The sequence below is a fragment of the Saccharothrix texasensis genome, from assembly GCF_003752005.1.
In the GTDB taxonomy this organism is placed as follows: domain Bacteria; phylum Actinomycetota; class Actinomycetes; order Mycobacteriales; family Pseudonocardiaceae; genus Actinosynnema; species Actinosynnema texasense.
In genome coordinates this window covers 3,710,657-3,734,191 of record NZ_RJKM01000001.1, presented here as the reverse complement: position 1 = coordinate 3,734,191, position 23,535 = coordinate 3,710,657, and the positions used below count along the sequence as shown (strand labels likewise).

Annotated in this window: 20 protein-coding genes and 1 pseudogene; 11 read left to right on the top strand and 10 right to left on the bottom strand. The window is 71.9% G+C overall.

Going from position 1 to position 23,535, the window contains the following annotated elements; genetic code table 11:
• Positions 1-6: 6 nt before the first annotated feature.
• Both EDD40_RS15355 and EDD40_RS15350 read right to left on the bottom strand, forming a co-directional pair.
• Positions 7-813 carry an SAM-dependent methyltransferase gene (locus tag EDD40_RS15355; protein ID WP_123743516.1) on the bottom strand — a complete coding sequence of 269 codons (807 nt, stop codon included), beginning with the start codon at positions 811-813 and terminating at the stop codon, positions 7-9.
• Between the two features lie 55 nt (positions 814-868).
• The gene (locus tag EDD40_RS15350; protein ID WP_123743515.1) at positions 869-2,149 is read right to left on the bottom strand and encodes an MFS transporter; all 1,281 of its coding nucleotides are present in this window, start codon (positions 2,147-2,149) and stop codon (positions 869-871) included.
• 53 nt (positions 2,150-2,202) lie between these two features.
• Between EDD40_RS15350 and EDD40_RS15345 the strand changes: the two genes are divergently transcribed.
• From EDD40_RS15345 to EDD40_RS43575, 5 genes and pseudogenes are all read left to right on the top strand, one after another.
• On the top strand, positions 2,203-2,640 hold the full coding sequence (locus tag EDD40_RS15345; RefSeq protein ID WP_123743514.1) for a MarR family winged helix-turn-helix transcriptional regulator: 438 nt from the start codon (positions 2,203-2,205) through the stop codon (positions 2,638-2,640).
• Entirely contained in the window at positions 2,630-2,983 is a 354-nt protein-coding gene (locus tag EDD40_RS15340) for a fluoride efflux transporter FluC (RefSeq protein ID WP_123743513.1), read from the top strand. The genes EDD40_RS15345 and EDD40_RS15340 overlap by 11 nt, the downstream gene beginning before the upstream one ends.
• Complete coding sequence (gene crcB, locus EDD40_RS15335) at positions 2,980-3,312, top strand: fluoride efflux transporter CrcB (protein WP_123743512.1); 333 nt, start codon at positions 2,980-2,982, stop codon at positions 3,310-3,312. The genes EDD40_RS15340 and crcB overlap by 4 nt, the downstream gene beginning before the upstream one ends.
• A 312-nt stretch (positions 3,313-3,624) precedes the next feature.
• Positions 3,625-4,304 (top strand): annotated as a pseudogene (locus EDD40_RS44805) (ice-binding family protein); the annotation flags it as partial.
• A gap of 570 nt (positions 4,305-4,874) precedes the next feature.
• Positions 4,875-5,018 carry an LPXTG cell wall anchor domain-containing protein gene (locus EDD40_RS43575; RefSeq protein WP_246037675.1) on the top strand — a complete coding sequence of 48 codons (144 nt, stop codon included), beginning with the start codon at positions 4,875-4,877 and terminating at the stop codon, positions 5,016-5,018.
• An 85-nt stretch (positions 5,019-5,103) separates the two neighbouring features.
• On the opposite strand, the gene EDD40_RS15320 is transcribed toward EDD40_RS43575, so the two are convergent.
• The gene (locus EDD40_RS15320; protein ID WP_211348177.1) at positions 5,104-7,353 is read right to left on the bottom strand and encodes a HelD family protein; all 2,250 of its coding nucleotides are present in this window, start codon (positions 7,351-7,353) and stop codon (positions 5,104-5,106) included.
• A 237-nt stretch (positions 7,354-7,590) separates the two neighbouring features.
• Entirely contained in the window at positions 7,591-8,448 is an 858-nt protein-coding gene (locus EDD40_RS15315; RefSeq protein ID WP_246037674.1) for an SGNH/GDSL hydrolase family protein, read from the bottom strand.
• A 224-nt stretch (positions 8,449-8,672) separates the two neighbouring features.
• On the opposite strand from EDD40_RS15315, the gene EDD40_RS15310 reads away from it, so the two are divergent.
• The 4 genes from EDD40_RS15310 (at position 8,673) to EDD40_RS15295 (ending at position 12,103) form a co-directional block, all read left to right on the top strand.
• Positions 8,673-9,347 (top strand): hypothetical protein, encoded by a 675-nt coding sequence (locus EDD40_RS15310; RefSeq protein ID WP_211348176.1) that lies wholly within the window; start codon positions 8,673-8,675, stop codon positions 9,345-9,347.
• Positions 9,348-9,531: 184 nt separating this feature from the next.
• Positions 9,532-10,137, top strand: coding sequence for a TetR/AcrR family transcriptional regulator (locus EDD40_RS15305; RefSeq protein WP_246037673.1), 606 nt, complete (start codon positions 9,532-9,534; stop codon positions 10,135-10,137).
• 54 nt (positions 10,138-10,191) lie between these two features.
• Positions 10,192-11,613, top strand: a complete 1,422-nt coding sequence (locus tag EDD40_RS15300) for a dihydrolipoyl dehydrogenase family protein (RefSeq protein ID WP_211348544.1) — start codon at positions 10,192-10,194, stop codon at positions 11,611-11,613.
• 118 nt (positions 11,614-11,731) lie between these two features.
• On the top strand, positions 11,732-12,103 hold the full coding sequence (locus tag EDD40_RS15295; RefSeq protein ID WP_123743508.1) for a hypothetical protein: 372 nt from the start codon (positions 11,732-11,734) through the stop codon (positions 12,101-12,103).
• A gap of 61 nt (positions 12,104-12,164) precedes the next feature.
• Here the strand turns inward: EDD40_RS15295 and EDD40_RS15290 are convergent, their stop codons facing one another.
• A complete protein-coding gene (locus EDD40_RS15290) occupies positions 12,165-13,412 on the bottom strand; it encodes a hypothetical protein (protein WP_123743507.1) in 1,248 nt (415 codons plus the stop codon).
• Positions 13,413-13,913: 501 nt separating this feature from the next.
• Here EDD40_RS15290 and EDD40_RS15285 point away from each other — a divergent pair.
• Positions 13,914-14,417, top strand: coding sequence for a DUF3145 domain-containing protein (locus EDD40_RS15285; RefSeq protein ID WP_123743506.1), 504 nt, complete (start codon positions 13,914-13,916; stop codon positions 14,415-14,417).
• Between the two features lie 352 nt (positions 14,418-14,769).
• Here the strand turns inward: EDD40_RS15285 and EDD40_RS15280 are convergent, their stop codons facing one another.
• From EDD40_RS15280 to lanKC, 4 genes are all read right to left on the bottom strand, one after another.
• Complete coding sequence (locus EDD40_RS15280; RefSeq protein WP_123743505.1) at positions 14,770-16,467, bottom strand: ABC transporter ATP-binding protein; 1,698 nt, start codon at positions 16,465-16,467, stop codon at positions 14,770-14,772.
• On the bottom strand, positions 16,467-18,059 hold the full coding sequence (locus EDD40_RS15275; RefSeq protein WP_123743504.1) for an ABC transporter ATP-binding protein: 1,593 nt from the start codon (positions 18,057-18,059) through the stop codon (positions 16,467-16,469). The genes EDD40_RS15280 and EDD40_RS15275 overlap by 1 nt, the downstream gene beginning before the upstream one ends.
• 146 nt (positions 18,060-18,205) lie before the next feature.
• A complete protein-coding gene (locus tag EDD40_RS15270) occupies positions 18,206-18,370 on the bottom strand; it encodes a SapB/AmfS family lanthipeptide (RefSeq protein ID WP_123743503.1) in 165 nt (54 codons plus the stop codon).
• Positions 18,371-18,412: 42 nt separating this feature from the next.
• Positions 18,413-20,896, bottom strand: coding sequence for a class III lanthionine synthetase LanKC (lanKC, locus tag EDD40_RS15265; protein WP_246038324.1), 2,484 nt, complete (start codon positions 20,894-20,896; stop codon positions 18,413-18,415).
• Between the two features lie 549 nt (positions 20,897-21,445).
• Between lanKC and EDD40_RS15260 the strand changes: the two genes are divergently transcribed.
• Positions 21,446-22,024, top strand: coding sequence for a hypothetical protein (locus EDD40_RS15260; RefSeq protein ID WP_170185093.1), 579 nt, complete (start codon positions 21,446-21,448; stop codon positions 22,022-22,024).
• Positions 22,025-22,106: 82 nt separating this feature from the next.
• On the opposite strand, the gene EDD40_RS15255 is transcribed toward EDD40_RS15260, so the two are convergent.
• A complete protein-coding gene (locus EDD40_RS15255) occupies positions 22,107-23,534 on the bottom strand; it encodes an acyl-CoA carboxylase subunit beta (RefSeq protein ID WP_123743500.1) in 1,428 nt (475 codons plus the stop codon).
• Between the last annotated feature and the right edge of the window lies 1 nt (position 23,535).

Genomic DNA, 23,535 nt, shown 5'->3' with positions numbered 1-23,535 from the left:
GTCGGCTCACTTCTTGCGCCCCACCCCGGCGAAGATCCCCGCCCGGTCGGCGTCCTCCGGGACGGAGCCCTCCTCCGGCCGCCACCGGGGCAGCGGGACCACGCCGGGCTCGACCAGCTCGAAGCCGTCGAACAGGGCGGTGATCTCGGCGCGGGTGCGCGGGAACATCGGGTCCGGGCTCTGGCGCATCACCGCCACGACACCTGCCATCTCCTCGGGTTGCAGGTCGGAGCTGAACTGGGAGAGGGCGAGGTGGCTGCCCGGCGCCACGGCGTCGCGGTAGGCGGCGATCACGCCGGCCGGGTCGCGTTCGGGCGGCACGAAGTGGAACACCCCGACCGCGAGCACGCCGACCGGCTCGGCGAAGTCGATCAGGCCGGTGCCGCGGGCACCCGCCAGCACCGCGTCCGGCTCGGTCAGGTCCTCCCGCAGGACCGCGGACCGGTCGTCGTCCCGCAGGATCATCTGGCTGTGGGCGACGGCGACGTCCTCGAAGTCCACGTACACCACCCGTGCCCCGGGCGCGGCCTTCTGCGCGATCTCGTGCACGTTGCCGACGGTCGGGATGCCGGAGCCCAGGTCGAGGAACTGCCGCACGCCGGCGTCGACCAGGTGCAGCACGGCCCGGCGCAGGAACGCGCGGTTGAGGCGGGCGATGGCGCGGCCGTTGGGCTGGGCGCGCAGGAACTCCTCCGCGAGCTCCCGGTCGGCCGCGAAGTTGTGGCCGCCGCCGAGCAGGTAGTCGTAGAGCCGTGCGGCGCTGGGCAGCCCCGTGTTCACGTCATCGGGGACCCAGCTCAGCCGATCCGCCACCCTCGTCCTCACCCGTGTGTGTGCCAGCCCGAGGTTTCGCCCCGCCGGGGCGAGGTTACTGATCCGGCCGGAGCGGCGGGCCGGGACGAGGCAGCTTGTCCCCGATCGGCGTACACGCAGTCACCAGAACGATCATGGCGAGGACGCCGAACGCCACTCGCGGACCCCAGTGCGCGTGGACGAAGAGCGGCACCGCCACGCCGAGCGCGGTGCCGAGGGCGCGGGCGAGGTTCACCAGACCGCCGCCCGACCCGGCGTCACCGCGGGGGAGGGCGCCGAGCACGGCCGCGTTGTTGGCCGGGATGAAGAGGCCGAGCCCGAGTCCCAACGCGATCAGCGCGACCGGGTGAACCTGCCAGGCGAGCACCCCGCAGGCCACTGTGGACAACACCGCGCCGGCCCGCGGCACGCGCCACGGCAGCGCCGCGCCGAGCGCGAACCCGACCGGCAGCGCGGTGAGCAGCAACCCGGTCGCCGACGGGCCGCGGTCGGACGTGAACGGCACCAGGACCAGCGGTCCGAACAGGACCAGGTACCCGCACGTCGCGCCGAACAGGCCGCCCTTGACCCGCCGCACCAGCGGTTCCCGCCACACGTAGCCGACACCCGCCGGCAGCGCGAGCAGCAGCAGGAACGGGCTCGCGCCGGACAGCACCAGCAGCAACGCGGTGGTGGCCGTGGCGAGCAGGACGACGGCGACCCCGTCGACCGGCGTGCTGCCCCGCTCCCGCGTGCGCGGCAACAGGTAGTGGCCCGCCACGAGGGCGGCGACGCCGACCGGCACGTTGACCAGGAACACCCACTGCCACCCGAACGCCTCGACCAGCAGGCCGCCGACCGTGGGGCCGAGCGCCAGTCCCGACGCCTGCGCGGTCGCCTGCACCCCCAGCGCCTTGCGCATCAGGTCGCGCGGCACGGCCGCCACCACCAGCGCCACGCTGTTGGCCTGCAACATCGCCGCGCCCAGCGCCTGCACCACCCGGAACGCGATCAGCACGTCCAGGTCCCGGGCCAACGCGCACGCCACCGACGCGCCGGTGAACACCACGAACCCGTACAGGTACACGAGCTTGCGGCCCCGCCGGTCCGACCACTTGCCGATCGGCGCGACGAACGCGGCCAGCGTCAACAGGTACGCCAGCGACACCCACTCGGGTGACGCGCCGAAATCTTCCCGCAATGCGGGCAGGGCGAGTGTGACGACGCTCGCGTCGAACTGGCCGAGGAAGGCGCCGAGGCACACCGTCGCCACGGCCAGCCAAGGCGCACCGGCCCAGGTCGCGACCCGCCGCGGCCTGGGTGATTCCGCGACGAACCAGCGGAGTGAGCGATTCATCGACGCCAGACTATCTCGGTCTCCGACATATTGCGAGCCAGTACCATTCGCGCATGTCAGACGAGGCACGCTCGCTCACCGACGTGGTCACGAGGCTCCGCCGGGCACTGCGCACGAGCATCCGGTCGGAATGGCCGTGGGATTCCCTGCCGATGGCGCAGGTCGAGCTGCTCCAGACGCTCGCCGAGCGTCCCCCGATGCGCGTGGGCGACCTCGCGGCCGAGTTGCGGCTGGCGCCGAACACGGTCAGCGGGCTCGTCGGCCAGCTGATCGAGAACGGTCTGGTCGAGCGGGGCGGCGACCCCAGCGACCGCCGCGTGGCCCGGCTTTCCGTGACACCGCAAGGGCACGAGCAGCTGGCCGTCTGGCAGTCCGCGCACGAGAAGCGCATCGGGTCGGCGCTGGACAAGCTCGACCCGGCCGAACGCGCCGACGTGGTCCGCGCCCTGGCCGCCCTCGACCACCTGGTAGACCACCTGCGTGCGAGCTGAGACCCGGATCGTCGCGGCCGTCGCCCTGGGCGGCGGCATCGGCGGCGTCGCGCGGTACGGCCTGTCCGCCGTCGTGCCCGGCCCGTGGGGCACGCTGGTGGTCAACGTCGTGGGCAGCGCGCTGATCGGCGTCCTGATGGTCCTGGTGCCGCGCCTGCACCCGCTCGCCCGGCCGTTCCTCGGCATCGGCGTGCTCGGCGGCTTCACCACGTTCTCGGGCTACGCGCTGGACGCCGTGCGGCTGGGTGGCCTCACCGCCGTCGGGTACCTGTTCGGCACCCTGTTCCTGGCGCTGTGCGCGACCTTCGCCGCCATGGCCGCGACCCGCAAGGTGTGGCCATGACGGTGCTGCTGGTCTTCGCCGGCGCGGCCGTGGGCGCCTCGCTGCGCTATGCCGCCGGCCGGTTGGCCCAGCGGACGTTCCCCTGGGCCACGCTCGCGGTCAACGTCGTGGGCTCGTTCGTGCTGGGCTGCGTGGCCGGCACGTCACCGGACCTGTTCGCCCTGGTCGGCACCGGTCTGTGCGGCGGCCTGACGACCTACAGCACGTTCAGCTACGAGACCGTCCGGCTGACCGAGGACGGCCGCCACCGCCAAGCGCTGGCCAACATCGCCGCGAGCCTGGCCCTCGGCCTGGCCGCCGCCGCCCTCGGCTGCGTCATCACCCGATGACCTCGGGGCGACCGCTCGTCCGGGAGCCGCGGCAGCCGGACCGGGTGCCTCACCCAAACCTCCATCGTGGACAGGCAACCCGTTCGGGTGGTCATCTTTACCGTGCGGGCTGCATTCCGCGGTTCCGCGTGGCGAGTGATCTCGCGCGCTCATGACGTCTGCCGGCAGTGGTCAGGCGGTGGAGCCGGTCAATGATCAGTCCACTGTGGACTTCAGGTGACGTCATCCGTCCGTGTTCGCACCGAAGACCTCGATCATCTCGGCGCACCGACCGAGTCGTACCGGCCCGGTCGATTGATCGACTGGAAGGCGATGCGGATGGATGGCAAACCTGCGAGTGCGTTGGTCGGGGAGGTCCGCCGCCGGTGGGCCGCGGTCGTCGCGGTGGGTGCGATGGTGAGCACCGTGACCTTGGTCGGCGCGCTGTCGGCACCGCTCACGGCGTACGCCGTCGAGGCGCCGGTGCAGCTCGGCACGGCGGCGACCTTCTCGGTGCTGGGCGGTCAGTCGGTCACGAACACCGGCGACACCACCTTGAGCGGTGACCTCGGCGTGAGCCCCGGCACCTCCATCACGGGCTTCCCCCTGGCACCATCGGCGGCACCAGGCACGAGAACGACGCGGTGGCGGCTCAGGCGCAGGCCGACCTGACGGCGGCCTACGACGACGCTGCGGGACGTGCCCCCACCGGCCAGGCGCTGCCCGCGGACCTGGTGGGGCTGACCTTGGTGGGCGGCGTCTACCAGGCATCCGGTGCGACCGAGTTGAACGGGACGCTGACCCTCGACGGCCAGGGTGACCCGAACACGGTCTGGATATTCCAGATCCCCTCGACCTTGATCACCGGCTCGGCCAGCGTGGTCAACCTGATCAACGGTGCCCGGGCGTGCAACGTCTTCTGGCAGGTCGGCAGTTCCGCGACCCTCGGCACCAACTCCGACTTCGTGGGCACGATCATGGCGTTGACGTCGATCACGGTCAACACGGGTGCGGACGTCCAGGGCCGCGCGCTGGCACGCAACGGCTCGGTCACCTTGGACGACAACACGTTCACCACGGATGTGTGTGAGCCCGTCACGACTACCACCACCACGACCACCACCACGACCACCACGACCACCACGACGACCACCACGACTGATACGACGTCGCCGACGACCACGACGACGACTGATACGACCTCGCCGACCACTACGACGACGACTGATACGACGTCGCCGACGACCACGACGACGACTGATACGACCTCGCCGACCACTACGACGACGACTGATACGACCTCGCCGACCACTACGACGACGACTGATACGACCTCGCCGACGACCACGACGACGACTGATACGACCTCGCCGACGACCACGACGACGACTGGCACGACGTCGCCGACCACCACGGGCACCACGACGACGACCGGCACAACCACGACGACCACGGCACCGACTACCACGACGAGCGCGCCGACCTCGGGCACCAGCACGACGAGCACCGGCACGTCGGCCACGACCACCACGACGTCGAGCGGGATCGGCGTACCCGGCCCGACCACTCATCCCGGGACGCCAATGCCGCCGGAGGGCGTCCCGCCGCTCGCCGACACCGGACCGAGCACCCCGCTCGGCCTGCTGACCAGCGTGGGAGCACTGCTCTTGGCGCTCGGCGCCGCGCTCGTCGGCGTCGGACGTCAGCGAGCGCGGTTGAGCAAGTAGGGGTGTGAGCCGGTGATTCCCCCGGTCGGTGTCGAACACGCGGTGCGCCGACCGGGGGGATCACCGGCTTCGTGAGGCCGGGCCCTCACGCGGTGGTCAACCGGCTCAGCACGGGGGGCAGGTCGCCGGTGTGCACGACGCCCAGGCGTTGGGTGGCCCGGGTCAGCGCCACGTACAGGTCGCTCGCGCCGCGCGGTGACTCGGCCAGGATGCCCGCCGGGTCGACGACCAGCACCGAGTCGAACTCCAGGCCCTTCGCGTCGGTCACGGCCAGCACCACCACCTGCGCGTCGAGGTCGTCCGAGGCGCCCGGCACGGCGGCGCGCAGCGACGCCACCGACGCCGCCGGCACGATCACCGCCAGCTTGCCGTCACCGATCGCGGCGACCTCCTTGCCCACCACCGGCGGCAGCGCCTCGGCCAGGGACGGCGCCCGCAGGCTCCACGGCGCGAAACCGCTGTCCCGCACCGAGGTCGGCGGCACGAGGTCGGGGTCGACCGACGCCAGCACGTCCGCCGCGACGGCCATGATCTCCGACGGCGTCCGGTAGTTGACGGTCAGCTCGGTGAGCTTCCAGCGGTCCATCACGTACGGCGACAGCACGTCGTGCCACGACGACGCGCCCGCGATGTCGCCGGTCTGCGCGATGTCGCCCACCACGGTCATCGACTTCGACGGGCACCGGCGCATCAACGTCCGCCACGCCATCGGCGACAGCTCCTGCGCCTCGTCCACGATGATGTGCCCGAACGTCCACGTCCGGTCCGCCGCCGCCCGCTCGGCCGCCGTCTCGTAGCGCTCCGCGCCGTGCCGCTCGGCCAACCGGTAGGCGTCCATGATGTCGGTGGCCATCAGGATCTCCGGGTCGGCGTCGTCCTCCAGGTCGAGGATGTCCAGCACGCCCTGCGCGTAGTCGATCGCCTGCCGCCGCTGCCGCTCGGCCCGCGCCTTGGCCTCGGTGTCGTCCTCGCCGAGCAGCTCCGCCGCCTCGTCCAGCAGCGGCACGTCGGCGGGAGTCCACTCGGCGCCGCGCGGGCGGACCAGCAGCTCGCGCTCGGCGGGGGAGAGCTTCGGCGTGGCCTTGGCGATCAGCTTCGGCGACGCGTACAGGTCTTCGAGCAGCCGCTGCGGCGACAGCGTCGGCCACAGCTTCTCGACGGCGGCTTGCACGGCGGGGTCCTCGCGCAGCTCGCGCCGGATGTCATCGATGTCGGCCTGGTCCAGCAGGTGCCTGCCCAGCCGGGACACGGCCTGTGACGCCAGGGTGGAGATGATCTCGCGCTGGAACGTCCGCCGCGCCTCGTTGTGCGGTCGTCTGGTGCGCCGCGCCCGCCCCCGCGCGTCGCTGATCGCCCGCCGGTCCAGCCGCAGCACGTCGCCGTCGAACGGCACCTCGACCAGGCTCGGCGCCTCCTGCCGGTCCCGGATGGCGTGCGCGACCACGTCCGCCATCCCGGTGCGGCCCTTCAGCGCGGCCACCTCGGCGGGTTCGCGACCGACCGCGGTGAGGCCGGGGAACAGCTCGCCGACGGTCGACAGCAGCACGCCCGTCTCGCCCAGCGACGGCAGCACCTGCCCGATGTAGCGCAGGAACGTCGCGTTCGGCCCGACCACGAGCACGCCGCGCTTCGCCAACTGCCGCCGGTGCGTGTAGAGCAGGTACGCGGCGCGGTGCAGCGCGACCGCCGTCTTGCCGGTGCCCGGACCGCCCTGCACGACGACCACGCCGTTCAGCTCGGTGCGGATGATCTTGTCCTGCTCGGCCTGGATGGTCGCGACGATGTCGCCCATCTGGCCGGTGCGGCTCGCGTTCACCGCGGCCAGCAGGGTGGCCTCGCCGGTCAGGCCCTCGGAGCGGCGGTCCAGGTCGACCGAGTTGATGTCCAGCACCTCGTCGTCGAACCCGACCACCTTGCGCTGCTTGGTCCGCAGGTGCCTGCGCCTGCGCACGCCCTCCGGCGCGGCGGCGGTGGCGAGGTAGAACGGGCGGGCGGCGGGCGCGCGCCAGTCCATCAGCAGCGGCTCGTACTCCTTGTCCTCGTCGAACAAGCCGATCCGGCCGATGTAGAACCGCTCGTCGGTGTGGAAGTCGAGCCGGCCGAAGCACAACCCGTTCTCCACCGCGCTGTACTGCGCCAGCTGGTCGGAGTACAGGGCCACCGAGGTGTCGCGCTCGGAGCGCATCTGGTGCGTCCCACCGGTTTGCCGCAGCGCCCCGGCCAGGCGCTTCGAGCTCTGCTCGCGGAGGTCGTCCAGCCGGCCGTACAGCATCGACACGTATTCCTGCTCCGACTCGGTTTCCGCGAGCCGGAGGTCATCGGCGGGGCTTGACAACGTGCCTCATTTCTGGATAGCGTGTTTTATCAGCCTGTGTCGCATTGCGGCTGACGGTTTCTTGCGGGCTCACAGTCCTGCGCCCGTCTCGCGCAGAACGTCTAATCTACTACACGTCCTTCCCGCCGGTGCGTGAACAACTCCGCCCGCGCTCGGACTCGGGTGAACGCACGAAGGCCGCCGCCGAGCGGGTGCTCGACGGCGGCCTGGTGATCTTGGTGCGGCCCGGACCCCCTGCTACAACCGGTCGGCGACGATCCCGCCGACCGCGGCCATGCCCGCCTTGTTCGGGTGCAGCGGCGCGACCGGCCCGGTCACAACCACGCCCTCGAACCACTTCTGCGCCGATGGCGCGCACGCGTCGTGGCCCACGCTCGGCGACTCGACGTCGACGTACAGCGCGCCGTGCTCGGCCGCCTCGCGGGCGAACAGCTCGTTCAGCCGGTGGATGCCACCCTGGAGGTAAGCGGCGTCCTTGGGCCAGATCGGCTGCTCCGGGTGGCAGCCCTCGGGCCGGATGTGCGTGCCGTAGCCGACCACCACGACCCGCGCGCCGGGCGCCCGGTCGGAGATCAGGTCGAGCGCGGCGGCGAACTCGGCCGCGTAGGCGTCGATCCGCTCGGCCAGCTCGTCGCGCCCGCCGGCGGTGAACTCGTCGCGGCACGACCTGCCGATCGGCTGGGGCAGCAGGTTCACGCACTTCCCCGCCAGGTCGACCAGCGCGATGTCGTTGCCGCCGAGGGTGAGCGTCACCAGGTCGGTCGACGGGCTCAGCGCGTCCGCCTGCGGCGCCTGCGACTCGCCGTCGATGGTGGTCTGCGACCCGGTCAGGTCGTCGGTCACGGCGCCGGAGCACGTCACGTCCGTGAGCCGGGCGCCGATCCGCTCGGCCAGCACGGACGGCCAGTTGCGCGACGAGCGCATGCAGCCCGGGGCCTCCGGGTCCTGCTGCGGGATGAGCGGTCCGGCGGCGGACGAGTCGCCGAGGGCGACGTACTCGAAGTCCGGTTCGGCGAGGTCGGGATCGGCGACCGCGGCACCGGCCGTCCAGGTGATCGTCAACGCCGCCAGCAACGCCGGTAGCAGCCTGCGCACGGTCGCCTCCTCTTCGTGATCGGGTGGTGTCCGCTGGACATGATGTGGCCTGGGTCGCCGAGGTGCGGCGGTGAGCCGGGGTAGATCACCCGAGAGAGTGCGCGAGGTCGTCGCGACGCCGGGTGACGGCTTCCCGGCGGGCCCACCACCCGATGAGCGGCTCTACGAAGGCACGCGGGTGAAACCGGGTCGCGGCGCCGGCTCGCTCCGGCACGCTGGGACGGGTGAAGGAGAAGCGCCGGGAGTTGGCGGGCCTGTGCCGCGTCGCGGTGGACCGCCCCAGGTGGCAGCTCGGGTTCGCGGCGGTCGTGTCGGCGTGGTCGCTGGCGTGGGTGGTGGGCCAGGCGTTCGGCGAGCCGAGCCCGCTGGAGGTGCTGCCGGTGCGGTGGGCCGGCCTGCCGACCGGCTGGTTGGACGCGACGCGCGGGTGGTTCGACGGCCGCACCGGGTTCCTGGCCGTGGTGGGCGGTCTGCTGTGGGCGATGACGAGCGCGAGCCGGCAGGCGTCGGCGTTGGTCGGCTGGCTCGCGGTGATGGCGTCGGCGGAGGACGTCGGTTACGTCGCGGTGCGGTGGGCGTTGCTGTCGCTGGTGGTGTTCCTCGCGGTGATGGGCCTGGTGTCGATCACCGGGCGGCGGGCGTTCGTGGTGGACCGGGTGGCCGTCATCCCGCGGGACGTGGCCCGCGCGGGCGCGACGGCGGCAGCGCTGTCGGCGGTGGTGCCGCTGGTCGCGCCGGGGCTGGTGCTGGCCCGGCTGGTCGGCCCCTACGTGACTCGGCCACCGCGCCGACGGCCGGGGACGCCGATCGTCCGCGCGGCTTCCGCCGAACGGCCGCTGGCCGGCGGCACACCCGGTGAACTGCCCGAACCCGTCCCGGCGCAGCGCGGATCGCGTTGAGCCGGACCGGATTTCCCGATCCGGTCAGGGTATGCAAATAGTTTTGCACCCCAACAAATCTATCCGGGGAAGTCGAGCGAACCTCACATCACATTCTGGATTCGCCTGTTTGGGCTTACCGGTCCGTATCCATCAAGATGTGCGAGTGCCAGAAAATCCCGCCGAAAACCGCTTAGCCAAGGTGATGCGTCGTCAGCCCGTTCAGCAGCGCGGCGCCGCGACGGTGTCCGCGATTGTCGATGCCTGCGCGACGCTGCTCAACGACTACGACTACGACGACATCACCACCGCCCGGATCGTCGAGCTAGCAGGCGTGCCAATTGGATCGTTCTACCAATACTTCCCGGACAAGCGTTCTGTTGTGCACGCGTTGGCCCTGCGCGGCATGGAGGAGTACCTGGGACGGGTGGAAACGCTGTTCACGGAGGGGCGGATCGCCGAGGACTGGCGGGAAGCGGTCCGCCAAGTGGTCGCCGTCTACCTGCGGATGCTCGTCGAGATCCCCGGGTTCGGGCGGGTCCGGTTCAGCGACCTGCTCGACGGCCACCGCCTCGACTCCTCCGTCGACCAGTACGAGCTGATGGCCGAGCGGCTGCGGGACCTGTTCGTGACCCGCTTCGCGGTGCGCGGCGACGCGCCGGTCATGTTGACGTTCCGGATGGCCGCCCAGACCGCGGACGCGATGTTCAAGCTGGCCGAACGGGTCGATCCCGACGAACGCCCGGTGGTGCTCCGCACCGCCGACGGGGTGATCTTGAAGATGTTGTCGAAGGTGTTCGACCCCTCGTGACTTGCCGCGCCGGTCCTGGTGGTGTGGGGTGGACCGGTGAGCGACGACTTCGACGTGATCGTGATCGGCGGCGGCCCGGTGGGCGAGAACGCCGCCGCCCGGACCGCCGCCGGTGGCCTGCGGACGGCGTTGGTGGAAGCCGAGCGCGTCGGCGGCGAGTGCTCGTACTGGGCGTGCATGCCGAGCAAGGCGTTGCTGCGCCCGGGCCACGCGCTCGCCGCCGCCCGCCGGGTGCCCGGCGTGCCGGTCGGCGAGCGGCTCGACCCGGCCGAGGTGCTGAAGCGGCGCAACAGCTTCACCTCCGACTGGGACGACTCGGGTCAGGTCGAGTGGGCCGAGGGCGCCGGGCTGACGGTGGTGCGCGGTCGCGGCAGGCTGGCGGGCGAGCGCCGGGTGGACGTGGACGGGCGCGTGCTGACCGCGACGAAGGCGGTCGTGGTGTGCACGGGCAGCGTGCCGCGCATCCCGTCGCTGCCCGGCCTGGCGGACGTGCCCTACTGGACGTCCCGCGAGGCGACCTCCGCGCAGGAGGTGCCCCGGTCGTTGGTGGTGCTCGGCGGCGGCGTGGTCGGCGTGGAGATGGCGCAGGCCTGGGCGCGGCTCGGCTCCGACGTCACGCTCGTCGTGTCCGGTGAGCGGCCGTTGCCGAAGTTCGAGGCGTTCGCGGGCGAGCTGGTCGCGGACGGGCTGAAGGAGGACGGCGTCCGGCTCGTCACCGGGGTCAAGGCGGTCGGGGTGTCCACTTCGGACGGCTCGGGTGGCTCGGGTCCGGGTGGCTCGGGTCCGGGTGGCTCGGGTCTGGGTGGCGCCGGCGAGGTGTCGTTGACGTTGTCGGACGACGCGGTGGTGACCGGTGCCCACCTGCTGATCGCGACCGGGCGTCAGCCGGCGACGTTCGACCTCGGCGTGGAGCAGTTCGGCTTCACGGCGGGCGAGGCGCTGGAGGTCGACGACACCGGCCGGGTGTCCGGAGTGGACTGGCTGTACGCGGCGGGCGACGTCACGGGCCGCGCGTTGCTGACCCACCAGGGCAAGTACGCCGCGCGTGCGGTCGGCACGGCGATCGTCACCGGTGCGACCGACCCGGAGCCGTGGACCGCGCCGGTGGCCACGGCCGACCACACGGCCGTGCCGCAGGTGGTGTTCACCGATCCGGAGGTGGCGTCGGTCGGCTGGACCGAGGCGCAGGCCCGCGAGGCGGGACTGGACATCCGGGTCGTCGACCTCGACATCGCGGTGGCCGGCTCGTCCCTGCACGCGGACGGGTACCGGGGCAAGGCGCGGATGATCGTGGACGAGCGCAAGCGCACGCTCGTCGGCGTCACGTTCGCCGGTCCGGACGTGGCCGAGCTGATCCACGCGGCCACCATCGCGATCGTCGGCGAGGTCACCGTGGACCGGTTGTGGCACGCAGTTCCGGCGTACCCCACCATCAGTGAGGTGTGGTTGAGGCTGCTCGAGGCCTACGGTCTCTGACGCTGAGTGCACGTTGTGTCAGCACATCGTGTACACCATGCGCCGAGTGCCGTATCGACCGTGCGGCCATAGAGACTCTTAACCTCAAAATGCGGCTTCAGCTCCTTACACTGCCGGTGTGACCAGGGGAACAGTGGCCGTCGCGATGGGCGCGGTGCTGTGGTGCGCCTTCGTCATCGCCTCCACGTTCCTGCCCGGCGGCCCCTCGTGGCCGCCGGTCGCGGTGCACCTGCCGGGGTTCCTGATCGCGCCGGTCGTGCTGCACACGTTGTTCCGCGCGCGGTCCAGCGCGCTGCTGTGCCTGGCGCACGTGCCGAAGTCGGTGCTGTTCACCGGGTTCGCCATCGCGGTGGGCGGGTGGCTGTTCTCGTTCGGCGCGATCGCCGGCAAACCGGGCACCGAGACGCTGTGCGCGGTGGCCGGGCTGGTGATCGTGCTGCACGTGGCGTTCGGGTTGATCGGTGTCGGGATGGTGCGCACCGGGCGTTGACCGGCACCGGGGGTTGCTCGGCACCGGGTGTCGGACAGGCGTCAAGCGGCGAGGTGGGGGATCACCCCTGCGCGGCGGGGAGCCGCAAGGCCTGGTCGGCGATCTCGGTCAGCTCCGGGTCGGCCGGGTCCTGCTCGCCCTCGGCCCACACCACCTGCGTGATGCGCAGCTGCGCGCCCTTCGCCGACACGCGGATCGCCGACCGGTCGAACGTCGTCGGCCCTCCCGGCCAGCCCTTGCCGTCCTTGACGAGGGTGGTGACACCGCCCGAGCCCGCCGCCGACGCGATCGCGTGCAGCTCGCCGGCCCGGGTCGAGTCGGGCAGGCTCAGCTCGGCGATGGCGACACCGACCTTGCGGCCGTCCACTGTGGTCTCGTACTGGGCGCGCCGCAGCTGCATGCACAGGTGCCCGGTCAGCCAACCCCGGACGTCGCCGAACGCGTGCGAGGCGCAGTCGTCGGTCCGGTCCGCGCCGCGCGGCGAGAAGCTCCGGCCGTCGACGACCACGGTGGTCGGCTGCGGGGCGGCGGTGGTGGACGTGGCGCTGTCCGCGGTGTCGTTCGAGGACAACGAGATGATCAGGGCGATGACCAGCAGGAGCGCCACGACCGCGCCGGCCGCGTAGGGCAGGAGCTTGCGGGCGGCCGGTGCGGGCGTGACCTTCGGCAGCAGCATCGTGCTGGCGGAGGCCAGGTCGGCCGCCGCGTCGGAGAAGCCCTCGGCGATCAGGTGCTGGCGGGTGGGCGGCGCGCCGGTCGTGGCGAGGACGGCGACCAGCTTCGCGGCGTGCTCGGCGGAGCAAGGCCGGTCGCTGGTGGCCAGCTCCCGCGCGGCGGCGAGCAGCGTGGTCGGCTTCGGGTGCAGGACGCGCACACCGCGGTTCAGGTCGACGGTCGGCTGCACGACCTGACCGACGTACGGGCCGACGGCCACCACCGTGGTGACCGGCAACGGCTCCCCGCGCATGTCCTGGATGCGGCGGGCGACGGCGGTGGTGGCGGCCAGCGCCTCGGCGGCGGGGCTCATCGCGCCGTCCGGCCGGGTCAGCGGCCAGCCGTCGATCTTCCACTGGCCGTTGAGCGGGGCCTCCAGCCGCATGGCCGGGTCCGGCAGGTCCACGCCGACGACCACGAGCACACCGCGCGGCAGCACGATCACCGCGTCCAGCTCGCGCGGGCTGTCCGGCGGTCGCACGCCGAGCAGCGCGACACCGCCGAGCACGGCGTCGCCGTTGCCCCACGTGCTCAACGCGGCGCGCACGTCGGCGCCCACCGCGGAAGGCTCGGTCCCGAGTCGGATCAGCCGCACGGGATCACCACGAGATCGCGCCGTTCGGCGGTCCACGCGTCGGCGTGCCACACGGTCTGACGTTCGGCGTTCCACACGGTCGGACACGGTAGCGCCGTGGGGTGACGGCCGGTCGGGCGCATCGCTGGAGATGACGTTGCGTGACAGTCATCACCTGGATGCCGCGTTTAGCGCGGTAGTTTCGCAACTCCGTGGTGGAGGTTGGTGGCGGTCGTCGCGGTGAAGTGGCGGCGATGAGGTGGTGACGACCCGCCAAGATCACGTGAACGTGGTCGGGTGATCCCGGAAAGTCACCCCTCGCGGCGTGGTCTCCGCGGGTGAGGTCGCCGATTTAGGGTCGAAAGTCCTGTATCTGACCCGCCCGGGTGAGGAACGCGATGGTTCTTATGGCGCACTGCTGCCGCAACGGGCAGAATGACCAAGTCGGGAATTCGCAAGATCGTCCGCATCCTCGAGAGGTCGTAGGGGAAGACGTCCCTCGTCGAGTAGCGGAGGTCAGCTGTGAGCACCCGTGGCAGCAGCAGTGGCGTGGTCTACGTCCACTCGTCGCCGTCTGCGGTCTGTCCGCACGTCGAGTGGGCGATCTCGGGCACCCTCGGTGAGCGAGCGGACCTCAAGTGGGCGGCGCAACCCGCGGCGCCTGGTCAGTTGCGCGCCGAATGCAACTGGACCGGCGACGCCGGCACCGGTGCCCGACTCGTGTCCGCGCTCAGGGCGTGGCCGATGCTCAGGTTCGAGGTGACGGAAGACCCGAGTCCGGGAGTGGACGGCGTGAGGTACTGCTTCGCGCCCGTGCTGGGGTTGTGGCACGCGCGCACGAGCGCGAACGGCGACATAGTTGTTTCAGAGGACCAACTCCGGGCGCTGGCCGCGCGCAGCAGAGGCGGCGAGTCGTTCGCGCACGGGGTGGACGAGATCCTGGGCGCGGCTTGGGACGACGCCCTGGAACCGTTCCGGCGGGCGGGCGACGGCGCGCCGGTGACGTGGTTGCACCGGGTGGGATGAGCGCGTGCGGTTGTTCGGCTAGGTGGTCGGGTCGGGTCGGGGGGGGCAGTGTCTTCGCTCAAGTCCGGCCCGATTTGACATGGGGCCCGTACGGGCACTCCAGGCAGGCCAAAGCCGGGCAGGCCTGGCGGGAAAAGCGTCCGCCAAGCCTGCCCGGCTTCGACCAGCCTAAAGCACCCGAACCCATGTCAAATCGGGCCTTTGCGGGGTGGTTGCGGGGCTGTGGTGGGTGGGTCGTGTCAGGTGCTCACACTGCCGCCAACCGGTCGGGATCATTCCTCCGATCCGTCACCGCGTAGGCGTTCGGCTTCGCCAGGTCGGGGTGAGATCGCGCGGCGGGCTCGGGGGTCTGCTAGGGCGCGATCGGGGTGGGTTGCCAGGCGGCCATGAGGTCCCGGTAGAGGGGTGAGTTCGCCAGGAGGTCCTGGTGGCTGCCGAGCAGTGGCGGGCCGCCGTCCATGAGGAGGACCAGGTCGGCTCGCAGCGCCGAGGAGAGCCGGTGGGCGATCACGATCAGGGTGCCGCCCCTGGCGGCGAATGCATGCTCCACCACGGCTTCGGCGGAGGGGTCGAGGGCTGAGGCGGCCTCGTCCAGGATCACCACGTCGGCCGGTGAGGCGTGGACGCGGGCGGCGGCCAGGAGTTGGGCCTCGCCGGCGGAGAGACCGCCCCCGGCGTGGCCCACGGAGCCGGACAGGCCGCCCAGCCTGGTGATCAGGTCGGTCGCGCCGACGGCCTCGGCGGCGGACAGCAGCGCCGCGTCCGAGGCGGCCGGGGCGAACAGGGCCAGGTTCTCGCGGACGGTGCCGGTGAACAGGTAGGTCTCCTGGGGGACCAGGGCGATCCGCTCGTGGCGCACCCCCGGCGCGACGGAGCGCACCGGGACACCGCCGAAGCGCACGACACCGGCCTGCGGTTCCACCATGCCCGTGATCAGGCCGGCCAACGTGGACTTGCCGATGCCGCTGGGGCCGATCACCGCCAGGTGGGCGCCCTCGGGCAGGACGAGGTCCAAGGAGCGCACGACGGGTTCGGCCGTGGCGCTCCAGCCGAACGTCACGCCGCTCAGCTCGATCTCGCGGCCCTCGGGCACGGCGTCGCCGCCGGGCACGTCGACCGGTGGCGCGGCCTCCGCCAGCCGGCGCAGGGCCACGACCAGCCGCAGCACGATGGTGCTCGTCGTGTCCGCCAGCCGGCGCAGGGCGGGCTGCACGCTGGTGCTCAGGTAGACCACGGCACCCAGGACCTCGCCGACCGACAACGTGCCGGCCCGAACCATCCCCGGCGCGACGAGCAGCAGCAGCACGAGTGGCGCGAAGCCGCCCAGCGCGATGACCACGCCGCGCAACGCCGTGGCGCACGCCATCCGCACGGTCGCCGACGCCTGCCGGTTCACCTGCTCCATCACGTCGTGCAGTGCCTGCTCCGAACCACCGACGGCCACCACGTCCCGCATGCCGAGCAACACCGTGCCGGCCACCGCCGCCGACTCCTCGTCGGCCAGCACCAGCCGCCGCTGGCCGCGCGCCAACGACGGCAGCAGCAGACCGAACAGCACGAGTGCCGCCACCACCGGCAGGATCACCAGCCACGCCAACGACGACACCGTGACCGCCAGCCCGACCAGCGCCGCCGCCGTCGTCACGAGCAGTGCCCGCGCCTGCACCAGCACACCGGCGGTGGCGTCGCGCACCACCTCGACGTGCCGGGTGATCCGGGCGACCGCGCTCGCGTCCGGCTGACGGGTCTGCGAACCACCGTGCAGCACACCGCGCACGACCTGGCGCACCAGGGCGTCCCGCAACGGTTCGACCACCGCACCGAGCCGCATGAACACCTGCCGCAGCCCGAACCCGCCGAGCACCGCGACCGCGGCGAACAGCAGCAGCCACCCGACGCCGACCCAGGGCCTGCCGGCCCCGAAACCCCGGTCCACCGCCAACCCGACCAACCGGCCGGACAGCAGCGCGGGCACCCCTTCCAAAACCGACCAGCCGAGCAGCACGACGATGCCGCGCCGTTGTTCGCGCAACGCCCGCAGGTACGTCATCAGCCGAACACCGCCCGGTACTCGTCGTCGTCCCACAGCTCGGAGTGCGGCCCCACCGCGCGCACCCGGCCCCCGTCCAACCACACCACGACGTCCGCCCTCCGCGCGGTGGCCGCGCGATGCGTCACCACGACCCGCGTCCGACCGGGCAACGCCGACTCGACCGCACGTTCAACGGTGGACTCCGTCACCATGTCGAGGCTCGCCGTGGCGTCGTCCAGCACCAGCACCGCCGGGTCGCGCACGAACGCGCGCGCCAATCCGAGCCGCTGCGCCTCACCACCGGACATCGGCGCCGCCGACATCGGGGTGTCGTAGCCCTCGGGCAGCCGCACCACCACGTCGTGCACCTGCGCGGCACGGCAGGCGGCCTCCACCTCGTCGTGATCACGGGACGTGCCGTAGCGCACCGCGTCGCCGACAGTCGTGCCGACGAGGGAGGGGCGCTCGAACGCGTAGCCGACTGACCCGCCGCGCCGCACCCGTCCGGTGGACGGCCGGGTCAGCCCGCCGATCACCGACGCGAGCGCGGACTTGCCCGACCCGGACCGGCCGACCACGGCCACGAACGTCCCGGCGGCCACGGTCAGCTCGACGTCGTGCAGCGCGCCGGGCACGTTCACGCCGGTCAGCACCAGTTCACCGGTCGCCGCGCCGCCCGGGGGGTCCTCGGCGGGCACGGGGGTCGACAGCACTTCGTCCAGCCGTTGCGCAGACGCCCGTGCGCGCTGGATGGCGGTCAACAGGGTGGCCTGGCCGACCACGGTCATCCCGAGCGCCACGTACCCGAGGGTGGCCAGCACGTCACCGACGCTCAACCGGCCCGCGACCACGCCGAAACCGGCGGCGGTCAGGACGGCGAGCTCCACGGCGGGCAGCAGGAGACCGGCCCGCCAGATCATCCGCGCCTGCGTGCTCCACATGCCGACACCGGCGGCGGCCAGGCGGGGGAGCGGGCGCAGGACGCGTTCGGCTTCTTGGTCCGCGCGACCGGAGGCGGCGATGGTGCGCAGGCCGCCGACGGCGTCCACCAGTCGTGCGGACAACTCGCCGGACACCTCCTGGTAAGTGGCCACGTCCGCGGCCGTCAGCCGCAGGTGCGAGCGGACCAGCAAGGCCGCCAGGGGGACGCTCAGCAGGAACACGACCGCGAGCCGCCAGTCCAGCAGCGCCAGCGCGGTGATCGCACCGGCCGCGGTGAGCACCGAGATGCCCAGGTTCACCGCCAGCACCGAGACACCGCCCGCGATCGCGCTGTCACCGGTCAGCCGGCTCACCGCGTCACCGGGCTCGAACCGCGTCGGGTGGCCCAACGCCACCAGGTGGGCGGTCAACCGGCGCCGCAGCCACGTCGCGCCGCTCGCCGTGATCGCCGCGGCCAGCACCACGCCGATCGCGTCGCCGAGGACTTCCACGCCCGCGAGCCCCACCAGCCACAACACCGTGCCGCGGTCCAGCCGCCCGGCCAGCGCCATGTCCACCGCCGAGGCCAGCGCAGCGGGCAGGAGGAGTCCGGCGGTCGTGGCCGGCAGCGCGTTCAGCGCCAGCAGCAGCCAACGGGGATCTCGCCGCACGACAGAAGAGAGCACCATGCTTTGGGACTCCTATGACGATTGCCGCGGTCGGGCGCATCATGTGTCGGGGGTCCGACGGCATGCCGTCGAACCCCCGATGACCGGGTGAGCGGCGCACTTCGACTGCGCCGCTCACCCGAGGTGCAGCTGAGCTGCCAGTCGAACTAGCAGATCACGAGGCTCACGGTGGAGTGAGCGCCGCAGCCCAGCAGCGACAGGCCCGAGGCGGACGTGCTGCCGCCGCCGCCGCTGCTGCTGCCACCCGACGCCATCGCGTTGGAAGCGGCCTCGGGGGTCTCCATGTCCTGCAGGTCGAGGATGAAGTCCATGGTGGTGGCTCCTTATTTCGGGGGATTGAACTCGGGGTACTGCTACCGACCCGCGAGGGTCGGGGCTTTGAGGAACGGCAGCATCGGGGTGCCGTTCGCGAGGGTGCCGAGCGCCAGGAGCACGCCCGCCCCGCCGGTGTTCAGGTCCATCGACAACCGCCGCAGCTGGATGCCGGGGAACGCCAGCCCGCCCTGGTAGGGGACGGCGTGCCAAGCCAGCGAGGTCAGGTGCCGGTCGATCGCGTGCCCGGGTCCACCGGTGTGCACGAGCGTGGCCAGCAGACCGGCCCGGCCCAGCATCAGCGCGGGCTGGATGACGAACTCGCCGGTCGTGGCGCTGAGCAGCTCCGGCAGCTTGTCCAGCACCGGCAGGTCCGGTTCGACCAGGCGGAACTCGTTGAGCACCAGGGCGATGCCCGCGCTGCCGGTGCCGACGTAGGGCAGGGTGCGGGCGCTGCCGTCCCGGACCTGCGTCGAGCCGTCCAGCGCGATCATCGTCTCGGCCAGGTCGCGCTCCAGCGCCTTGACGCCCACGTCCAGCCAGCGCCGGTCGCCGGTGCGCTCGAACAGGCGCAGGAACAGCAGCGCGGGACCGGACCAGCCGTGCTCCAGGCCCGCGCGGGCCTTGTCGCCGGGCGGCTCGACGTTCGCCAGCGCCGTGTCCAGGCGCTCGCCCAGCTCCAGCGCCTGCTCGGCGAAGGTCTCGTCGTCGCGCGTGCCGGCGAAGTGCAGCAGGTTGAGCGCGATGCCCGCGAGGCCGGAGCCGAGGCCGTGGTCCTCGGTGTCGGGCACCATCGCGGCGTAGGAGCGGACCAGCTCGCCCGCGAGGTCGTGGTGGCCGAACTCCTCCAGCACGTACGCGATGCCGTGGGCGCCGCTGAAGAAGCCGGGCTCCTTCGGCGGGTCGCGGCGCACGGCCTCCAGCAGCCACCGCTCGTGGTCGGGGAACCGGCCCTGACCCGTGACGTCCAGCGCGTGCAGCACGCCCGCCGCGCCGTAGCCGAAGGTGGCGCCGCCGGTCTCGAACTGCTCCACGTCACCGGGGAACAGCCGGTCGTCGCGCTGCGGGGTGGCGCTGGCCAGGATCGCGGCAGCGACCATCTTGAGCACCGTCGGCAGCTCAGGCTCCGGCGCGTCCAGCGCGGTCGTGGGCGACTCGGTCGGCGGGTCGACGCGGCGCTCCAGGCCGGCGAGGATCTTCGCGCAGTACTCCTCGGACAGGCCGAACCGGCGCCGGATGAAGTCGACGTGGGACTGCAGCTTCACCGGCGCGAGTTCGAGCATGGTGATGAGCGGCAGGAAGACGTACAGGCGCAGCGCGGCGAGGGCGTGCTCGTCGATCTCGAAGCCGCTGCGGTCCGGCGGCGCCTGGAAGCCCGGCGAGCCGAGCGTGGGCTTCTTGTCCTCCTCGACCCGGAACGCCAGCTCGAAGTCGATCAGCGAGATCGAGTCGTCGTCGTCCACCAGGATGTTGAGCGGGTGGAGGTCGCAGAACACGAGGCCGCGGGCGTGCACGTCGCCGATGATCCGCTCGACCGCGGCGATGACCTTCAGCGCGCGCTCGGTGTAGGCGGCGACCGCCTCGTCGGAGATCTCGTGGTGGGTGAGCGGGTAGTGCTGCCCGAGCCACTGGCCGAGCGGGCGGCCCGGTACCTCGGACATGGCCATGAACTCGTGCTCCCACGCGCTGAAGCGCTCGAACACCTCGGGCACGCCCGGGACGCCCGCGACCTTCTCCAGCATCTCGTGCTCGCGGTGCAACCGGGCGACCGCGTCGACGTTCAGCCGGTCCAGGCCCGAGTGCGGTCTGGCCTCCTTGAGCACCACCCGCTGGTCGTCGGACTTGCGGATCGCCTCGTACACGCCGCCGCCGTTGGAGAAGTGCAGTGAGCGGAGCACCCGGTACGGGAACTCGTCCGCGCTGCCCGCCCGGCGCACGGCCAGGTGCTCCTCCAGGCACGCCGGGATCTTCACCCACTCGGGCGTCCAGAAAGTCGGCTTGCGCTGGTCGGGCACGAGTGCGCCGTCCGGGCCCTCGATGGCCAGCACGCGCTTGCCGTCCTTCTCCAGCCACTGCTCGACGAACCCGCCGTAGCGGACGAACAACGGGCCGGCGCCGTAGCGGAGGTCGCTCAGGATGTAGGCGCCCGACTGGCCCTTGAGGATTTCGGACAACTCGCGGAGCGTCGACTCCAGCTCGGAATCGTCGGCCGGGTAGATCGTGATGAGCTTGCCGCTGCCCTCGCGAGGCGCGTACTTCGAGTTGCGGGCCAGCACGATGGACCGGGTGCGCAGGTACTTGAACGGGATCCGGCGGGCGACCAGGTACTCGTAGGACTTCAGCAGCACCTCGCCGGCGTTCAGCACGGTCGCCGACACGTGGATCTTCCAGCCCTGCTTCGGCAGGGGAACGCCCTGCGGGTAGGTGTGCCGCCAGATGTTGCGGTCACCCTGGGCCCATCCTTCCGGCAAGGCGGGGAGAACTTGCGAGAAATCGTCTTCGGAGGTTTCCGCGCTGCTTTGCACGTCATAGAACAGACGATCCGCGAAGCAGTAGGCCTCATAGCGGAGGTCCACGGGAATCGCCTCCTTGCGATGTGTGCGACCGAGTTATTCCCGCACGTCAACGGTGGAGAAGCCAATCCACCATTTCGGGGGGTGTTGACGTCCATTCGTGCGAGCGAGGATCCCTCGGATTCGCACTGCTGGTACGTATAGGTGCCTCCAGGATCACCCGATCGCGATGTTTAGCCGTACCGTAGAGGGGACAGCAACTACCGGAGGAGCCTAAACGAAACGCGATCGTTCTTCGCGTTCGACCGTGTTCACCTGCGGGTTCACGGTTCTTCCGCTGAATTGCGGGTTCGGTCACGGACGGTGTCGAAAAGCCTGGTGAGCGGCTGTCCCGACTTTTCGGGACCGCTTCAGTCCCGGTATTGCGGAAAAGGATGCCAGGTATCCTTGATGGCCATTGTGGGTAGTCGGATCGGCCTGGGGAAACCGCATGGTGCGGGTCAACCGCTGGGCCGTCCGGGTGATTATCGGTCCGTATGGGCGCTGTGGCACGCTCCTGGGGTGTCCGCACGCCTGCTGCTGCCCGCCGTGCTCCTGGTCGCCGCCGCGACGGCCGGGGTCGGCGTGCTGGCGCGTGAGGCCTACCAACGACCCGTCGTGCCGCCGGGCGGCCAGGTCGCGGCGCCCGGTTCCGGGCAGTCCGGCTCGGTGCCGCGCAGCGCCCAGCCGGGCAGCGGCGCGGTGCAGCTGAGCGTCGACGCGGCGCAGCACCCGGACGGCCAACGCGTGCGCGAGGTGCTCCAGCAGTTCTTCGACGCGATCAACGACCACGACTACGAGCAGTGGACCAAGACCGTGACCGCGCACCGGGTCGGCCAGACGCCGAGGTCGCGGTGGCTGTCGGACTACGAGAGCTCGCGGGACGGGTCGATCCTGGTGCACCGGATCGAGTCGGTGTCGGAGAGCAGGCTGCGGGTGCTGATGACGTTCACCAGCACCCAGGACGTCGTCAAGGCGCCGGCGGAGCTACAGGCTGACTGCATCCACTGGCGCGTGGTCTACCCGTTGCAGGTGGACCGCGGCACGCTCCGCGTCGACCTGGGCACCGAGGGCTCGACCTCCCAGTTCACCGCCTGCTGACGCGCCCGACGGCCCACCTCACCCGCCCCGGACGCGGCGGCGGGGTCGCCCCCGACTCCAGCGACCCCACCGGGGAACCCGCCTACAGCGGGATGTTGCCGTGCGCGCCCCGGCCCGCCGGCGCCGCCGCGAGGGCCTGCGCCAGCTTCCGCCGCGTCCGGGTCGGCTCGATGACCTCGTCCACCACGCCGATCGCGACCGCCCGCTCCACGCCGCCCGCGATCCGCTCGTGCTCCTCGACGAGCTGGGCGTGCAGCGCCTCGCGCTCCTCGTCCGGCACGGCGGCCAGCTTCTTGCGGTGCAGGATGCCGACCGCGGCCTTGGCGCCCATCACGGCCACCTCGGCGATCGGCCACGCGAACACCGCCGTCGCGCCCAACGACCGCGAGTTCATCGCGATGTACGCGCCGCCGTACGACTTGCGCGTCACCAACGTCACCCGCGGCACGACCGCCTCGCCGAACGCGTGCAGCAGCTTCGCGCCGCGCCGCACCACGCCGTCCCACTCCTGGCCGACGCCCGGCAGGTACCCCGGCACGTCCACCAGCACCAGCAGCGGCACGCCGAACGCGTCGCACATCCGCACGAACCGCGCCGCCTTCTCCGCCGACAGCGAGTCGAGGCACCCGCCCTTGCGGATCGGGTTGTTCGCGATCACGCCGACCGTGCGCCCGCCGAGCCGGCCGAGGCCGACCACGACGTTCGGCGCCCACTTGGCCTGAAGCTCCTCGAACGAGTCGTCGTCCAGGATCGCCCGCACCAGCGGCTTGACGTCGTAAGCCCGCTGGGGCTGCTCCGGCAGCAACGCCCGCAGGTCGTCGCCGTCGGGCACCGAGTGCAGGTCGAACACACCGGGCTGGGCGAACAGCCCGGTGATCCGCCGCGCCCGCTCGTAGGCGTCCGGCTCGTCGTCCGCGACCACGTGCACGACACCGGACTTGCGCCCGTGCGCCTCCGCGCCGCCGAGCCCGTCCATGTCGATCTGCTCGCCGGTCACCGACCGGACCACGTCCGGCCCGGTCACGAAGACCTTGCCGGCCGGAGCCATGATCACCACGTCGGTCAGCGCCGGGCCGTACGCGCCGCCGCCGGCCGCCGGGCCGACCACCACGGAGATCTGCGGCACCCGGCCGGACGCCCGGATCATCGCGGCGAACATCTGGCCCATGCCGTCCAGCGACTCCACGCCCTCCGGCAGCCGCGCGCCGCCGGAGTGCCAGACGCCGATCACCGGCGTGCGCTCGCGCACCGCGACGTCGATCGCCTCGACGATGTGCCGGCACCCCTCCGAGCCCAGCGCGCCGCCCATCCGCGTGGCGTCGCTGCAGTACGCGACGACCTTCGCGCCGTTGATCCGGCCGCGCACGGCGAACATGCCGCTGCCGTCGCGGGGCCGCAGCGGCGCGACGGACCCCGGGTCGAGCAGCTGCGCGAGCCGGACCTCCGGGTCGCGCGGGTCGGGTTCGCCGTCCGCGGCCGGGTTCACCGGTCGGGACGCAAGGACGGTCATC

What these genes read in the sequence shown, in the direction of transcription:
- EDD40_RS43575 (WP_246037675.1), top strand. Translation starts at nt 4,875, where the DNA reads ATGCCGCCGGAGGGCGTCCCGCCGCTCGCCGACACCGGACCGAGCACC.
- EDD40_RS15275 (WP_123743504.1), bottom strand. Translation starts at nt 18,059, where the DNA reads ATGGTGCTCTCTTCTGTCGTGCGGCGAGATCCCCGTTGGCTGCTGCTG.
- EDD40_RS15270 (WP_123743503.1), bottom strand. Translation starts at nt 18,370, where the DNA reads ATGGACTTCATCCTCGACCTGCAGGACATGGAGACCCCCGAGGCCGCT.
- EDD40_RS15345 (WP_123743514.1), top strand. Translation starts at nt 2,203, where the DNA reads ATGTCAGACGAGGCACGCTCGCTCACCGACGTGGTCACGAGGCTCCGC.
- crcB (WP_123743512.1), top strand. Translation starts at nt 2,980, where the DNA reads ATGACGGTGCTGCTGGTCTTCGCCGGCGCGGCCGTGGGCGCCTCGCTG.
- EDD40_RS15280 (WP_123743505.1), bottom strand. Translation starts at nt 16,467, where the DNA reads ATGACGTACCTGCGGGCGTTGCGCGAACAACGGCGCGGCATCGTCGTG.
- EDD40_RS15350 (WP_123743515.1), bottom strand. Translation starts at nt 2,149, where the DNA reads ATGAATCGCTCACTCCGCTGGTTCGTCGCGGAATCACCCAGGCCGCGG.
- EDD40_RS15255 (WP_123743500.1), bottom strand. Translation starts at nt 23,534, where the DNA reads ATGACCGTCCTTGCGTCCCGACCGGTGAACCCGGCCGCGGACGGCGAA.
- EDD40_RS15305 (WP_246037673.1), top strand. Translation starts at nt 9,532, where the DNA reads ATGCGTCGTCAGCCCGTTCAGCAGCGCGGCGCCGCGACGGTGTCCGCG.